This is a genomic window from Flavobacterium aeripolare, assembly GCF_013294025.1.
Taxonomy (GTDB): domain Bacteria; phylum Bacteroidota; class Bacteroidia; order Flavobacteriales; family Flavobacteriaceae; genus Flavobacterium.
Map to the genome: position 1 here is coordinate 65,653 of NZ_JABSNL010000010.1, position 16,903 is coordinate 82,555.

The following is a 16,903-nucleotide window of genomic DNA, read 5'->3' on the forward strand; positions in this document are numbered from 1 at the left end:
TATCTTAGCAACCTTAAATCTTTATAATGAATTCGAAACGCTTTTTTGTATTTGCCATTCTACTCTATTGTAATCTCTTTTTAAGTAGCTGCTCAAGTGATTTAAATTTTGATCAAATTAACGACTTTAGCGCTGAGCCTGAAATAGTGGGTAATCTCGCTTATTTTGAATTACCTATCCCTAGTTCAATACCTTCGTTACCTCCATTTCCATTTCCAACCGTTAATGCAAAATTCGATATATTAAGAGACGCATCAGTTAGTGACCGACTTTTAGAGGCAACTTTGTTTTTTGAAGTTGAAAATATTAATGTAAAACAATATGAAATTATTGTCGAATTTAAAGATGTTAATGATCGAGTCTTAGATCGAATTTCTATCCCAGAAGCACATGCTAAATATGATGATATAAATAAAAAAATCTCTCAAACTGAAAGTTATACTAATTCTCGATTGAATATATTAAAGTCAGCAACAAACATCGATTTTACAGTTTTAAAAATAGCGTCGACCACACCGATAATCGTTACCTCAAGTGACACATTAAAATTTCGTTCGACTGCAACCATAAAATTAGCACTATAATGATAAAATGTTATGCTCTTATATTGCTTCTTTGTTGTCTAGGTGCAACCGCTCAAAATAAGCAATTGCTATATAATTTTACGGCAATTCCGCAATCTACTATGGTAAATCCCGGCGCTGATTTAAAACAAAATAGTCACATTGGTATTCCCGTACTTTCGGGAGTAAGTGCTAATTTTGGTTCGACTGGCTTTTCAGCTTACGATTTATTTGCAGATAATAGCACTAGTTTCAATGACAAGTTGCGCAATACTATAAACAGGGTTTCAAGTAAGGACCGTGTACTGTTAAACGAACAAGTTGAAATCCTATCTGCAGCTTTTAAAGTAGGACGCTGGGAACAACAAAATTACTTGTCACTGGGTATATATCAAGAATTTGATTTCGTTTCCTTTGTTCCTAAGGACCCTGCTATCTTGGCGTTGTATGGCAATAGCACTTACCTTGGTAAACGATTTGATTTGTCGCATTTGAATGCACAAGCAGAATTGTTAAGTGTTTTTCATCTTGGCTTTCGAAAAAAAGTCTCAAATAAATTAATACTAGGAGCTAGAGGTAAAATTTACTCGAGTATTGCTCATGCGAGGACAACTAGAAACAGCGGTTACATCCTAACCGAAGATAATGGATCACCTAATTTTTACGATCAAACAATTGATGCAAATGTCACTTTGAATTCTGCTGGTGCTTCACAATACTTTGATGATGATAATCAAGGATATACCACAAATAATATCTTGAAAAAAGCCTTATTTGGGGGTAATCTGGGCTTAGGACTAGACATAGGAGCGACCTACTACCCTAAAAAAAACATTCAATTGACTGCGAGTTTACTTGATATGGGATTCATACATTACGCTAAAGAAGTAAAAAATTACACGTATAAAGGATTCTATAAATACAATGGATTAAATCCAAATTTTACAGGCCCTAGTACATCAGGAAGTACCTATGACGAATTCAAAAGCGCTGTAGTTTACGACTCAACCACTACAAAATACAATAGTCTACGACCTATAAAGTTTAATGCTTCTTATCAATATTCGTATCACGGTAAAAACGATGATGCTTGTAATTGTTCGTCAGATGCTGATAATTATCGCAATGCTATTGGTGCTCAATTGTTCTTTCAAACCCTTCCTAAAGCGCCTACAGCTGCACTTACCGGCTTTTATCAACACAGTGTTTCAAACTCATTTCAATGGAAAGCGACCTATACGATTGATGCGTATTCATACACTAATTTAGGTTTAGGTATTGCTGGAAATTTAGGTAGATTGAACGCTTATATTCTCGCTGATAATTTATTAGAACTACGAGACATAGCAAAAACAAACGCTTTTTCGCTGCAATTTGGATTCAATATAATACTCAAGGAGCGAACAACTTTCTACTAATTTTAAGGAGCTATTTCCAGCCTTACATTACAAGCAATAAGAGTAAATACTAATTTTCTAAAGCAATATAAGAGTTTCCTTTGGTCGCTTTATCTCGCTAAGAAAAATTAGAGTATTCCCTTCTTATGGGCTTTCCATTTCAGTCTGGGCTAGAAATAACTACGTATCATCATACTATTGTGACTATTATTTGTAGTGTTATTACGCGTTTTTAGGGTAGTTCTAGCCGTTAATAATCTTAAAAGCAAGTTAAAGGAACCTTTATATCAAATAATTTGCTATATTTGCACGCAATTCAACTAGAAATTGCACCATGATAGCACACAACTCCAAGATTATCGGCGAAGGTTTAACGTACGATGATGTATTATTAGTTCCTAACTACTCAAATGTGCTTCCTCGTGAAGTGAGTATCCAATCTAAATTTTCAAGAAATATTACACTAAACGTTCCTATAGTATCAGCTGCTATGGATACGGTTACCGAAAGTGCAATGGCAATTGCTATGGCTCAAGAAGGAGGAATAGGTGTTTTACATAAAAACATGACTATTGAGCAACAAGCAGCTAAAGTACGTAAAGTGAAAAGAGCAGAATCTGGTATGATTATCGATCCTGTTACTTTGCCGCTTACTTCTACAGTTGCCGACGCTAAAAACGCGATGAAAGAATATGGTATTGGCGGTATTCCTATCGTTGATTCTCAAAAAATATTAAAAGGTATTGTAACTAATAGGGATTTGCGTTTTGAGAAAAACAATGCAAGAGCTATTATCGAGGTAATGACTACTCAAAACTTAGTTACTGTTGCTGAGGGTACTTCTTTAGAGCAAGCTGAGGTTGTGCTTCAAGGACATAAAATCGAAAAACTTCCAGTAGTTAACGCTGATTATAAATTAGTAGGTTTAATTACTTTTAGAGATATAACAAAACTAACTCAAAAACCTATTGCTAACAAAGATGTTTACGGGCGTTTGCGCGTTGCAGCAGCAATTGGAGTAACGGGTGATGCAGTAGAAAGAGCTGAAGCTTTAGTAAATGCAGGTGTTGATGCAATCATTATTGATACAGCACACGGACACACACAAGGTGTTGTGAATACTTTGAAACAAGTAAAAGCAAAATTTCCTCAAATTGATGTGATCGTAGGTAACATTGCGACTCCTGAAGCTGCTAAATTTTTAGTAGAAAATGGGGCAGATGGTGTTAAAGTAGGAATCGGACCTGGTTCTATCTGCACGACTCGTGTAGTTGCAGGTGTTGGTTTTCCTCAATTTTCTGCAGTGCTAGAAGTAGCTGCTGCTTTAAAAGGAACCGGTGTTCCTGTAATTGCTGATGGTGGAATTCGTTATACTGGTGATATCCCTAAAGCAATTGCTGCAGGTGCTGACTGTGTGATGTTAGGATCACTTTTAGCCGGGACCAAAGAATCTCCAGGAGAAACAATCATCTTTGAAGGAAGAAAATTCAAATCATATAGAGGAATGGGTTCTGTTGAAGCTATGGAAACTGGTTCAAAAGATCGCTACTTTCAAGATGTTGAGGACGATGTTAAAAAATTAGTTCCAGAAGGAATTGTAGGGCGTGTTCCTTACAAAGGAGAGTTAAACGAAAGCATGTTACAATTTATTGGTGGTCTTCGTGCCGGAATGGGTTATTGTGGTGCAAAAGATATTCCGACATTGCAAGAAACAGGTCGTTTTGTACGCTTAACTTCAAGCGGAATTGCAGAGAGTCATCCTCATAATGTAACTATAACAAAGGAAGCTCCTAATTATTCAAGATAATACCGAGTTTAAAATTATAAAAAAAAGGCAAAAGTGTTTTCACTTTTGCCTTTTTTGTTTTTACTCTGGGAATAAAGCGTTCATTAATTTATTGTTTCCTACTATCCAAAGAATATCGTCTTTTTGTAAAACGACACTCGACTCAGGATTTAAAATTCGTTCGCCATTACGTTCCATACCTACTAGCAAACCATTAGTGCGTTCTCGCAATTTTGATTGGCCTACACTCAATCCTATAAATTCATTGTTACTTAGTTCAATTTGCTTTAATACAAGATTATTATCTGCTTTTACAGGGTCTTTTATCTCATTTGATTTTAAGTACGCTTCAAATTCATCTACTTGAGCATCAGATCCAATAACGCAAATCTCGTCACCAGGAAATAATCGTTCTAGCTTATTAGGGATTTGAATAGTTAAATCACCACGCTTTATAAAGGCGATATTGATTCCTAAATCTTCTCGTACTTGCAGTTCGCGAAGGGTCTTTCCAGCAAGATTTGATTCTGCTGCAATTTCAAATGTAGACATATGCCCATCCCATGGTGTTAGATTGGCATGGCGACGGTCGACTTTTTTGAGTTCTCTGTTGTTTAAATTTTTCAAAAAACGATTCTCAATTCTGTGATACATCGCATGTAGTTTCTTAGGAAAGAAAAAATAAATTACAATCGAGGCTACTAATGCAAAAAAGGCAATGATAGGAGAAAAGAAAATGTTCAACAAGAATCCTATGTAGAATACGGCTAACCCAATTCTAAAGAAAATCATCATCAATATTGGGCCACGATATTTACGCTCTTTATATAAAGTATCTACTTGTTCTACTGCAACTCTGCGCAATGATAGTGCCCATAAAAATGGCGAAATCGCAACTAAAGTGATTAATGCTGCTATGGCGTTTCCAAATTTAGACTCTTCTACTAACGGTAAAATATAATTTGCCGATAATAATATGATCGAGGTAATGATAATAGTGTTTAATATAATCTGAATTAAATAGGCTCTAATCACAATTTGCCAGGTGCTTACTGATCGTATCGCTTGAGCATTTGTACTATAACGTGCGATTTTTTTAACCCATTTTTTAGGTAATTTACGTTCTAAATATTCTGAGAATGGCACCGCTGATTTTACCATAAAAGGAGTCGTAAATGTAGTAATCGCTGATACCGCTACAACAATAGGGTATAAAAACGAACTCGTTACATTCATAGACATTCCTAGTGTAGCAATAATGAATGAGAATTCACCTATCTGCGATAAACTCATCCCTGTTTGCACGGATTGTTTTAAAGGTTGTCCGGATATTAACGCTCCTATAGTCGAACTTATAGATTGTCCAAAAATGGTTACAAACGTTAGAATGATTACAGGAATGGCATGTTCGTATAGCATTACAGGATCAATTAACATCCCTACAGATACAAAAAATATCGCCCCAAATAAATCTTTTACCGGCTTAACTAAATGCTCAATATGTTCTGCTTGAGTAGTCTCGGCGATGATAGACCCCATAATAAATGCACCTAACGCTGGTGAAAAACCAACATTTGAAGCAAGTATAACCATCATCAAACACAAAGCTAGTGAGATAATTAAAAGCATTTCGTCAGTAAGTAAATCCTTTGCCTTTTTTAATAGCGAGGGAATAAAGAAAATCCCACCTAAAAACCATGCTGTTAAAAAGAAAACCAACTTCAAAACTGACATAATAAGTTCAGTACCTGAGAACTTTTGGCTCACTGCTACTGTAGATAGTAATACCATCATTAAAATGGCAACTATATCTTGCACAATAAGAGATCCTATAACGATTCCGGCAAACTTCTTTGCTTTTACACCTAGTTCATCAAAGGTTTTTAAAATGATCGTAGTTGAGGAAATGGATAATATTACTCCTAAAAATATGGAATCCATTTGGCTCCAACCCATCCATTTTCCTACTAGAAATCCCATCATTACCATAGAAATAATCTGGGTGACGGCGGTTATGGAGGCAGTTCCCCCCACCTTCATCAACTTCTTAAAACTAAATTCGAGCCCCAAACTAAACAGTAGGATGATCACTCCAATTTCGGCCCAAACTTCTACGCTTTTAATATCAGATACTGATGGGAAGAAGTCAAAATGCGTTCCTGCTAGAAATCCCGCAATTAAATAGCCAAGAACTAGTGGCTGTTTCATTTTTTTAAATAGCAAAACAGCTATTCCGGCCGTCATTAGGATTAATCCCAAATCGGTTATTAATGGTTCCAAGTGTGTCGTCGTTTCGGCTACTGTTGCTGCGGTACTCATAATTTATTTTTGTAGCTAATCCAGCTTTTCATTTCAAGCTTTTGGTCACAAAACTTTTTTATAAGGCAATCGTCAGGAGTTTCCTTTGGTCACTCTGCCCACTGCCATAAAAATAGTTTTCTTCCCGCAAGGCTTTCCATTGCAATCTGGGCTAGTATGTTTTGTAATAGTAATTGTGTAATTATTGTAAGATAACATTTACTGCTACCTCACAAAAAAAGCTACCGATAAAGATAGCTTTTTTTACATATTTTATAGTAAAAATCAAGGTTGCCTAGCTACTTTTATCAAATTGAGAAAAATAGAATCAAAGTATTAAATGATTTTTAGTACATTTTTTAAATACCCAAGAAATTACTTGGTGTGATCTGCATTAATTCTGCTTTAATTTCCTCTGATACATCAAGAGTAGCAATAAATCCATGAATGGCTTTTTTATCAATTGCTTCATTGGTTCTTGTTAATCCTTTTAGTGCTTCGTAAGGATTTGGGTAACCTTCGCGGCGTAAAATAGTTTGAATCGCTTCTGCAACTACGGCCCAATTTTTCTCTAAATCTTCGTGAAATTTAGGTTCGTTTAATAACAATTTATTCAAACCTTTCAATGTTGCTTCAAATCCTATGATAGTATGACCTATTGGCACTCCTATGTTTCTTAAAACAGTACTATCTGTTAAATCACGCTGCAATCTTGATAACGGTAATTTTGCCGAAAGGTGCTCAAATATAGCGTTTGCAATTCCTAAATTCCCTTCAGAGTTTTCAAAGTCAATCGGATTAACTTTGTGTGGCATCGCCGATGATCCAATTTCTCCTGCTTTGATTTTTTGTTTGAAATATTCCATAGAAACATAGGTCCAAACGTCTCTATCTAAGTCAATGATAATGGTGTTGATTCTTTTTAAAGCATCAAAAAATGCTGCAAAATGATCGTAATGTTCGATTTGTGTTGTTGGGAAAGAATGGTGTAATCCTAAATTAGACTCTACAAATTTACTACCAAATTGTTTCCAATCGATATTTGGGTACGCAACGTGATGTGCATTATAGTTTCCTGTTGCTCCACCAAATTTAGCCGCAAACGGAATGTTAAATAACAAACGCATTTGCTCTTCTAAGCGCTCCACAAAAACTAGAATTTCTTTACCCAAACGAGTAGGAGAGGCAGGTTGTCCGTGTGTGCGTGCAAGCATTGGTACTGCAGCCCATTCCACGCTCAACTCTTTTAACTTAGCCGTTAGTCCAATTAATGAAGGCATGTATACTTTTTCAAAAGCTTCTTTTGTTGAAAGAGGGATTGCCGTATTATTGATATCTTGAGATGTTAATCCAAAATGGATGAACTCTTTGTATTGCGATAAATTTAATTTTTCAAAAGCATCCTTGATAAAATACTCTACTGCTTTAACGTCATGATTGGTAACCTTTTCTGTTTCTTTAATCCAAAGTGCATCCTCAGTTGAGAAGTTTTTATAGATGTTACGCAAACTTTCAAATAATTCTGGTTTTACACCGACAAGCTGTGGTAATGGCGCCTCGCACAAAGCGATAAAATATTCGATCTCAACTAGTACGCGGTATTTAATCAAAGCTTCTTCAGAGAAAAATGGCGCTAATGAAAGGGTTTTACTTCTATATCTTCCATCAATTGGTGATATAGCATTCAATTCGTTTAAAGTAGTCATTGGTGTGTTATTTATTGGAAAAGCACAAATATAAACCTTTAAAAGCAATTTTGAAAAGGAATATTTTTTAAATAAACTCTTGTAACATGTTTTGTAATTGTATCATTCCGGTCGAAGCGTTATCAGCAATAACGTGCAATTCATTTCTAAGATTCGGAATCTTAATAGGCTTGGGATCAAGATAAAAAATAGGGGTGTTGGACTTTGTAAAATCGATTAAACCTGCCGCAGGATATACTTGTAATGACGTTCCTATTACAGCAAAATAATCAGCTATTTCGGTTATTTCGATAGCTTGCTCTAGCGCTGGAACTTCCTCACCAAACCATACAATATGTGGACGAAGTTGGTGGTTATTAGGATCTACGTCCTCAAAGCTTAAGTCGTCTTTCCAGTCCACAATATAATTGTAATCTACAGTACTTCTTACCTTCAATAATTCGCCATGTAAGTGCAGTACCTTTTGACTGCCTGCTCGTTCATGTAAGTCATCAACGTTTTGTGTGATAATGTGCACATCAAAGTCATTTTGTAATTGTGCTAGAATCAGGTGCGCAGCATTAGGTATTACCTCTTTGAGTTGTTTGCGACGCTGGTTATAAAAATCGAGTACAAGTGCGGGGTTTTTACGCCAACCTTCAGGTGTAGCTACGTCCATTACATTATGCCCTTCCCATAAGCCATCACTATCTCTAAAAGTCTTGATGCCGCTCTCGGCACTAATTCCAGCTCCAGTTAAAACTACTAGTTTTTTTTTCTTCATCTCATTGAATTGTATTTCGATACACGAATTTATAATTTTATTGCAAAGTATTTTCTAAATTTGGGTTAAAGTAATCCTAGAACTAAAACGCATGCATAAAATATACTTTTTGCTCTTATTTGTAAGTTCGTCGCTATTGTATTCTCAAAGTAATACGTTTTATAAGGACAAGGCCAAATTTGCCGATGATTCTCTTACTATTTCTTCGAGTATTTTTAAAGATAGATTGCTTTCATTCGATTATAAGGAGCAATCAAAAGCATATTCTATTTACAATCCAAAACCAGGTTTAAACAGTTTTAAAATTGTTCCTCAGAATTACTATTCATTAGAAAATACAAATCGTCTTTTAGGTAACGAAATGAAGAATATAGAAAAGGAGCCTGTTTATCCAGAAATGAAAAAGCAAACTTTTGGAGAAGCTGTGTTTTCAGGCATTATTGATTCAATTTTTGACAAGTAAAACACCTTCTTTTTACTATTTTTGTCAAAAAAAATATAATGACCGATTTGAAGTACCTAGAATTCCTTGAAAATATTTTAACAGACAATCGTAAGGAGAAATTTTTGAAAGTACTTCAAAACAGGACCAATCATTTTACTATTGCGGTTGAGGACATCTTTCAAATGCATAACACCAGCGCCGTAATGCGTAGTTGCGAAGTTTTTGGTATTCAAGAATTGAATGTGATCGAAGAGCGTTACGGAAAAAGTATTGATAAGGAAATAGCCATGGGGGCTCAAAAATGGGTCGATATTAATACGTTCGATTCAGTTACGAGTTGTCTAGATGCAGTAAAGGCTAAAGGATACCAAATCATAGCTACCACTCCGCATGAAAATGATTGCTTAATGGAAGATTTTGATATTACAAAACCAAGTGCTTTATTCTTTGGTACCGAGCGTGACGGACTTTCCGAAGAGATTTTGCAACGAGCTGATGGTTTTTTAAAAATTCCGATGGTAGGATTTACAGAAAGTTTGAATATCTCCGTTTCTGCAGCGATTATCATTCAGAACTTGACTAATAGGTTGCGTCAATCTGATATTGACTGGAAACTAAGCGAAGAAGAAATGCTTGTTAAAAGATTAGCTTGGGCAAAAAGTTCAATAAAAGATATTAAACGTATTGAAGCGCGTTACTTCGAAGAAAACCCTAATTAAGGGACTAATTCTTAAACTCAGATTGCATTGCGATTAAACACATACAAAACTACTTGATTCCTTAGTTTATGATCAATCATTTATTTTACTAACTAGGAGCTAGCTATTAATAGTTATGGTGTTTAGCTAACATTCTGATTATATAAATTTTTTATTTTAAGTTGAAATCGGAACCTAATTTATTACGCATAGGGGTTTATTATGTGGAATTTGAATTTCGCTTTAATCAACTTCATCGTTAATTAATTTCAAAGCGAAAATTAAGGATGCATTTTCATTTTTTAAATATTGCTCTAAAGTTGGAATAACTTTGTAGTGTGGTTTCACTCCACTGCCAATGGGTAATTTAGGCTTAACATTCATGATGAATTGAAGTGCAGGAATATAAATTTCAATCTTAGAATGTGGTAAAGTCAGTTTTCGACTGTAGCCACTAGTATTACCTAGATAACCACCAGCTGTTTCTTGACCTATAAATGTGGCTTTAGTTTGTGAATACATCATATTTGAAAATTCACTTCCGCCAGAATAGGTGACAGGACTAATTAACACATAAGTTTTACCATTAAATTTATTTTCGGGCTCTTTCTTAAAAGCCTTCAAGCCTAAGCCCATACCAGCTTTCCTTTCTAAACTACCGTCTTTCATACGTTTGGTTGTAATTAAACGTTCTAGAAGTCCGTAGGCTTTTAATTTTATAGGCTTGTCGATTCCATTATCAAGTAGCGCTTTTTGGGTTTTTGCTCTCACTTTTAAATATTTTTGATAATTGTTTCCAAAATAAGAATACAACAAGCCTTCGTTGCCTTCATTTCCGCCACTGTTTTGGCTCACATCTACAATTAAATTTTTAATTTTTTTATCATTAATTATTTTGAAGCTGTATTTAAGGAATTTCTTTAGCGTTTTAAATTGGCTCCCTTGCTTAATCTCACTATTGGAAAAAGTTTGAATATCAATGTATGCAGTTTCTGAATCTATTATTTTAAATTGTAAATAATCTGATTCTACATGGGCTGAAGATTTTTTGGCACGCTGATCTACATTTTTTTGTATCGTCACAATCGGTAATGCTTGCACTGCCATAGACTGGGAATGATCTTTAAATTCTAGTTTAAATTCATTTGTAGTTCCGTAATAATAGTAGTAATATCTTGAAAAGCTGAAGCCTTCCATATCAGCATATTTCACACTTTTAATATAACCATCAGATGCAAATAAAGTTCCAATTTTCGAAACTACCTGCTGGGGAGTTTCTCCGTTAATTTTAGTAATTTCTAAGTTTTCCTCTAATCCGCTGTTGTCAGATCCATTTCTAGTTATATATAATTTGTCACCCAAAAACACAACAGTAAATGGTAAAAATTTTATCTGTTGAATGGTATCTATTTTTTTTAGTAACTCTTTTGGTATTTTAATATCTGTGTGATCTTCTCTAGAAAGAGCTACTAATGGAGCGATAATTTTATGAAATTGAAGCAAGTTTAAGTTAGTTTTGATTAAATCATTAGCATTGCGGAATGCAATATCGACACTATCTTTTGGTGTGTACCAATACATTCCAGAATGAAATTTATCTAAACCTTGATGTAGTAACTCTAAGTCACCTTTTAATTTTTGTTTTTCAAGTAGAGGTAGATTGCCATAATCTTGCGCATTTACATTGCTATAAGCTAAAAGTAGCAGTATGGTTAAGATTGTTTTTCTTAAAGTTATTAAGGTCGTAGTTTGCATTTTATCTTTTTTGTATTCGAAAGATAGCCATTTCTTTTATGGTAAAGCACTCTAGCATAAAGATTAAACGCAATCTTGTCACTGCTAAATAATCTCTATATTAGATTAGCAACAATGAGTCGTTTTATTCAGCGGTATGGTAAAATGGGCTTTCCGTACTGATAGGCAGCGTACGAAAAGCGATTCGGTATATAATAACAACGCATTTGAAGTAACTGCTGACGCAAAGCAAATCTACAATTTTGTCATTCTGAAAGGATCTCTAACTTGGATTAGAGTTATTCTTTGGCTCGAAATTTTCGTTATTTACAAATACTGTAAACAAAGTAAGACCAGTGATTTCCCACTATAAAATTATAATGCTTATTGTTGACTTAAATAAAATTATTAATAAAAATATGAAAGTAAACTATTAGGTGAAATGACCTTCTTTTAATTATTGTTTATTATTTAAGGCTTGAATTTGAAAATTAATTTTTTATAATAATTTCTTTAGGCTGCATCTTCTCTTTCAAGTTAAATATAATATTGATTAAAACTAGTGCAACTAGATTTATACTTAGGTTGGTTGTTCTAGTATCTGAATTGATTTTAAAATCCCAAGCTGAAACACCAATGTTATAGGTCAAAATAGTATCTGTTGTTAAGTTTAATCCTATGCAAAGGTAAACGCCGGAGTAGAATTTAAATGCAAATCCTAAAATTGTAAAACTCAAAACTTGAAGTAATTGGTTTAGAATTGAATAATCTAATCCTTTTTCGTAGTGTTCTTTTAATATCAAATACCCACAAAATATCGAGAAAAAGTACAGCGCTAAAAACAAAATAACAATTTTAAATATTGCTATATCCGAAATACCATAATTGGCTAATAGATATGAAGTAGTAACTAATCCAATTAGACCTCCCACAATTTGATATATGCCAATAATTTTAAGTCTCTTTATGCTTGTAACCATTTTCAAATTGATTGTTTAAAAATATATTTTGTTTCACCGCTGCTGTGTGAATTCTCCCGACTTCATATCCACTTCTATTTACTATTGCAATGTATTAATTTTCTATGAAAAAACGTACAGTGTTTTTAAGACCGTATTAATTATTTACTCACTATTGTGAATACAAAGTCAGAGACATTCACACAGCTTACGTACTGTGTTGAATACTTTGAAGCGATCGTGAGGATAAATGGGCTTTCCCAAGTGATAGGAAGCGTAGCAAAAGCAATTTGCTGAAAAATAACAACGCATTTGAAGTAACTGCTGACGCAAAGCAAATCTACAATTTTGTCATTCTGAAAGAATCCAAGACAACGATTTTCCTTATTTAGTTAAAAAGTATTTGTGTTTCCTTGGTGGGCACGGGCAAATACTTGCATTAGCCTTTAACTGTTTAATTTGGTTGATGAAAAAATTAAGATTACAATAGTTGACTATTTTATTAAGAGTTGCACATTTGGAAATAACCTCTTATTGAAAGATATCAAAAAAGGTATCTTATTTTTCACATTTGGAATTATGAAAAGGCAGAATACTCATTAAGCGGTAATTATAGATTCAAAATATACTAGATACTAGCAAGTCCCTAGCCCTGATAGCAGTGAAAATCCTTTTCCTTTTTAATGAAAAAGGAAAAGATTGTAACGGATAGCAGGAAATAGCTCCTAAAAATGTACACCAAAAGAATGTTGTTTATAGATAAAAAAAACCCCCAACTACACAATTGTAATTGGGGACTTTTATTTTCAAGCTGTTTATAACAGTTTAGAGAGTTTATTGCAATGATTACTCATTAACGATTACCCATGTTCCTGCCGCTACTAGAGCTTCTGCTTTTTTATATTTCATTACTTCTGTTTTTCCAGTAGCAATTTCTTTTAACGTTACCGTATCGTTGCGGTTGATTTTTGGCATGTCTCTTACGATTGTCTCGGTAACTTGACGTTGCTGTGTTTCTCCTGCTTCACGATTTGCTGCTTCACTGCTCACAATTTCATCTTTTGAAGTTTGGTAGTCCTCAACTGGAGCGACTTCTTTAGCTTCTTGAATTTGTTGGTTTTGCTGTGCAGGTAAGTCTCCTTTAAACAAGAACGAAATCACTTCTTTATTAATACCGTTTAACATGGCATTAAATAAGTTGAAGGCTTCAAACTTGTAGATTAGCAAAGGATCTTTTTGCTCATGAACAGCAAGTTGAACTGATTGTTTCAACTCATCCATTTTGCGTAAGTGTTTTTTCCAAGCTTCATCAACGATTGCTAATGTGATGTTCTTTTCGAAATCAGCAACTAATTGTTTTCCTTTAGTGTCGTACGCCTTTTTCAAGTCGGTTACTACGTTAAGTGATTTTACACCATCAGTAAACGGAACTACGATGCGTTCAAACTGATTGTTTGGATCTTCGTACACGTTTTGTATGATAGGGTAGGCTTCTCTAGCACTACGTTCTGTTTTTTCAGTGTAGTATTTTAAAGCTTCCTTATATACTTTAGCTGTAAGTTCGATTTCAGTCATTCTTACAAAATCACTTTCTGAAACAGGAGAAGTAATTGAGAAGTAACGGATAATTTCAAACTCAAAGTTTTTAAAATCATTTGATGGTTTTGTTTCTTGCAGGATCAATTCGCAAGTATCATACATCATGTTTGCGATGTCTAATTTAAGACGCTCACCAAACAAGGCATGACGACGACGCTTGTAAACAACTTCACGTTGTGCGTTCATAACATCATCATATTCTAATAGACGTTTACGAACACCAAAATTGTTTTCCTCTACTTTTTTCTGAGCGCGCTCAATAGACTTAGTCATCATAGAATGCTGGATTACTTCTCCTTCTTCTAATCCCATCTTGTCCATTACTTTAGCAACTCTTTCAGAACCAAATAAACGCATCAAGTTGTCTTCTAGAGATACGTAGAACTGTGAGCTACCTACATCTCCTTGACGTCCTGCACGACCTCTTAACTGACGGTCAACACGACGTGAGTCATGACGTTCTGTACCTATAATTGCTAATCCACCTGCTTTTTTCACTTCGGTAGACAATTTAATATCGGTACCACGACCAGCCATATTTGTTGCAATAGTTACTACTCCAGGTTTACCAGCTTCTTCAACGATTTGTGCCTCTTGCTTGTGCATTTTAGCATTCAATACATTGTGTTTTACACCTCTCATTTTAAGCATACGGCTTAATAATTCAGAGATATCTACAGATGTTGTTCCTATTAATACTGGTCTTCCAGCCTGAGAAAGTGCCGTTACATCTTCGATTACAGCGTTGAATTTTTCACGTGTAGTTTTGTAGATGTAATCTTCTTTATCTTGTCTTGCCATTGGTCTGTTTGTAGGGATTTCTACAACGTCCAATTTATATATTTGCCATAACTCACCAGCTTCTGTAACTGCAGTTCCAGTCATTCCACCTAGTTTGTTGTACATTCTAAAGTAGTTTTGTAAAGTTACCGTAGCAAAGGTTTGTGTCGCTGCTTCGATTTTTACATTTTCCTTAGCTTCAATCGCTTGGTGTAATCCGTCAGAATAACGACGACCATCCATGATACGACCTGTTTGCTCATCGACAATCATAATTTTATTGTCCATGATCACATACTCATTATCTTTTTCGAATAAAGAGTAGGCTTTTAATAATTGTGTTAACGTATGGATACGCTCACTTTTGATTCCGAAATCTTGGAATAATTTTTCTTTAGCTTCTGCCTCAGCATCTTTCTCCAAGTTTTTCTTTTCGATAGCTGCGATTTCAGTTCCAATATCTGGAAGCACAAAAAAGTCAGCATCAGTATCACCAGATAAGAATTTGATTCCGTTATCGGTCAATTCAACTTGGTTGTTCTTTTCTTCGATCACAAAATACAATGCTTCATCAATCTTATGCATTTCGCGATTGTTGTCAGCCATGTACTGGTTCTCTGTTTTTTGAAGCAATTGTCTAATTCCTTCTTCACTCAAGAATTTGATTAATGCTTTATTTTTAGGCAAACTTCTGTATGCTCTTAAAAGTAAAACACCACCTTCTTTAGTGTTTCCTTCTTTGATTAATTTTTTCGCTTCCGATAAAAATCCGTTGGCTAACTGACGTTGGATTGCAACTAAGTTTTCGATTTTTGGTTTCAGCTCGTTGAATTCGTGACGGTCACCTTGAGGAACTGGTCCAGAAATAATCAATGGTGTTCTCGCATCATCAATCAATACAGAATCCACCTCATCGACAATCGCGTAGTTGTGTTTTCTTTGTACTAAGTCATTAGGTGAATGCGTCATATTATCTCTTAGGTAGTCAAAACCAAATTCGTTATTGGTACCATAAGTAATATCTGCGTTGTAAGCCGCTTTTCTTCCTTCAGAACTAGGTTGGTGATTATCAATACAATCAACAGTCATCCCGTGGAATTCAAATAAAGGCGCTTTCCAAGTACTATCACGTTTTGCTAAGTAGTCATTCACGGTTACTAAATGCACACCGTTTCCTGTTAAAGCATTCAAGTAAAGAGGTAAGGTTGCTACTAATGTTTTTCCTTCTCCCGTTTGCATCTCAGCAATTTTACCTTGGTGCAGCACCATACCACCTATCAACTGAACATCATAGTGAATCATGTCCCATGTGATTTCTTTACCAGCAGCATTCCATTTGTTTTGCCAAACAGATTGATCACCTTCAAGCGTTACATAAGGTTTGATAGCAGAGAATTCTCTGTCTTTCTCAGTTGCTGTAACTTTGATCTCTGAGTTGTCTTTAAAACGTCTAGCTGTTTCTTTTACCACAGCAAAAGCTTCCGGTAAAATCTCTAATAATGTTTTTTCAGATAATTCATAAGCTTCTTTTTCTAAAGCATCGATAGACACATATAAGTCCTCTTTTTTATCAATATCTTCAACACCTTCTACTTCTTTTTTCAAAGTAGCGATTTTCTCGTCGATATTGGCTCTAGCTTCCTTAAGCTGGTCCTTGAAAAAGAAAGTACGTGCTCTTAATTCGTCGTGAGACAAAGCAATTAATGTGCTTTCAAATGTTTTAATTTTAGTTAAATAAGGCTGCAGTGCCTTAACATCTTTCTCGGATTTGTCTCCAACAAAGGCTTTAATAATGCTATTTATGAAACTCATACTATTATTATATTTCTAATTTATTTTCTCGTGTAAATTTAACCAAAAAAAAAGCCTCTTGAGAGACTTTTTCTTAGTTTATTCTTTTAATATTCATCCTCATTCCAAAGATAATCTTCGTCTGTAGGGTAATCAGGCCAAATTTCTTCCATTGACTCGTATATTTCGCCTTCATCTTCAATAGATTGTAGGTTCTCTACTACTTCTAATGGAGCACCAGCACGTATAGCGTAATCAATAAGTTCATCTTTGTTAGCAGGCCACGGTGCATCACTTAAGTACGATGCTAATTCTAATGTCCAATACATCTTTTGTCGATTTAGTTTTGTGCAAAAATAATTTTTTTACTGAAAAAGACAAGTA

12 protein-coding genes are annotated in these 16,903 nt (G+C 34.7%); 5 read left to right on the forward strand and 7 right to left on the reverse strand.

The features are described 5' to 3' along the window. Nucleotides 1-26: 26 nt before the first annotated feature. From HNQ00_RS12240 to guaB, 3 genes are all read left to right on the forward strand, one after another. Nucleotides 27-584, forward strand: coding sequence for a hypothetical protein (locus tag HNQ00_RS12240; protein ID WP_173838790.1), 558 nt, complete (start codon nucleotides 27-29; stop codon nucleotides 582-584). Further along, a complete protein-coding gene (locus tag HNQ00_RS12245) occupies nucleotides 584-1,981 on the forward strand; it encodes a DUF5723 family protein (RefSeq protein ID WP_173838791.1) in 1,398 nt (465 codons plus the stop codon). The genes HNQ00_RS12240 and HNQ00_RS12245 overlap by 1 nt, the downstream gene beginning before the upstream one ends. Nucleotides 1,982-2,294: 313 nt before the next feature. Continuing rightward, a complete protein-coding gene (gene guaB, locus HNQ00_RS12250) occupies nucleotides 2,295-3,767 on the forward strand; it encodes an IMP dehydrogenase (protein WP_173838792.1) in 1,473 nt (490 codons plus the stop codon). Between the two features lie 60 nt (nucleotides 3,768-3,827). Here guaB and HNQ00_RS12255 read toward each other — a convergent pair whose 3' ends face one another. The 3 genes from HNQ00_RS12255 to HNQ00_RS12265 form a co-directional block, all read right to left on the reverse strand. Further along, a complete protein-coding gene (locus HNQ00_RS12255; RefSeq protein ID WP_173838793.1) occupies nucleotides 3,828-6,065 on the reverse strand; it encodes a cation:proton antiporter domain-containing protein in 2,238 nt (745 codons plus the stop codon). Nucleotides 6,066-6,403: 338 nt separating this feature from the next. Further along, on the reverse strand, nucleotides 6,404-7,750 hold the full coding sequence (purB, locus tag HNQ00_RS12260; protein ID WP_173838794.1) for an adenylosuccinate lyase: 1,347 nt from the start codon (nucleotides 7,748-7,750) through the stop codon (nucleotides 6,404-6,406). Nucleotides 7,751-7,817: 67 nt separating this feature from the next. After that, a complete protein-coding gene (locus tag HNQ00_RS12265; RefSeq protein WP_173838795.1) occupies nucleotides 7,818-8,513 on the reverse strand; it encodes an SIR2 family NAD-dependent protein deacylase in 696 nt (231 codons plus the stop codon). Nucleotides 8,514-8,604: 91 nt separating this feature from the next. On the opposite strand from HNQ00_RS12265, the gene HNQ00_RS12270 reads away from it, so the two are divergent. Beyond that, nucleotides 8,605-8,976: a hypothetical protein gene (locus tag HNQ00_RS12270; RefSeq protein ID WP_173838796.1), complete on the forward strand. Its 372-nt coding sequence runs from the start codon at nucleotides 8,605-8,607 to the stop codon at nucleotides 8,974-8,976. 38 nt (nucleotides 8,977-9,014) lie between these two features. After that, complete coding sequence (locus tag HNQ00_RS12275; protein ID WP_173838797.1) at nucleotides 9,015-9,677, forward strand: TrmH family RNA methyltransferase; 663 nt, start codon at nucleotides 9,015-9,017, stop codon at nucleotides 9,675-9,677. 222 nt (nucleotides 9,678-9,899) lie between these two features. On the opposite strand, the gene HNQ00_RS12280 is transcribed toward HNQ00_RS12275, so the two are convergent. The 4 genes from HNQ00_RS12280 to HNQ00_RS12295 all read right to left on the reverse strand — a co-directional run bounded on the left by HNQ00_RS12280 (nucleotide 9,900) and on the right by HNQ00_RS12295 (nucleotide 16,848). Then, nucleotides 9,900-11,411, reverse strand: coding sequence for a S41 family peptidase (locus tag HNQ00_RS12280; RefSeq protein ID WP_173838798.1), 1,512 nt, complete (start codon nucleotides 11,409-11,411; stop codon nucleotides 9,900-9,902). 470 nt (nucleotides 11,412-11,881) lie between these two features. Further along, a complete protein-coding gene (locus tag HNQ00_RS12285; protein WP_173838799.1) occupies nucleotides 11,882-12,370 on the reverse strand; it encodes a hypothetical protein in 489 nt (162 codons plus the stop codon). An 825-nt stretch (nucleotides 12,371-13,195) separates the two neighbouring features. Then, the gene (gene secA / locus HNQ00_RS12290) at nucleotides 13,196-16,540 is read right to left on the reverse strand and encodes a preprotein translocase subunit SecA (protein WP_173838800.1); all 3,345 of its coding nucleotides are present in this window, start codon (nucleotides 16,538-16,540) and stop codon (nucleotides 13,196-13,198) included. Nucleotides 16,541-16,626: 86 nt separating this feature from the next. After that, a complete protein-coding gene (locus tag HNQ00_RS12295; RefSeq protein ID WP_007138072.1) occupies nucleotides 16,627-16,848 on the reverse strand; it encodes a DUF2795 domain-containing protein in 222 nt (73 codons plus the stop codon). Nucleotides 16,849-16,903 lie beyond the last annotated feature (55 nt).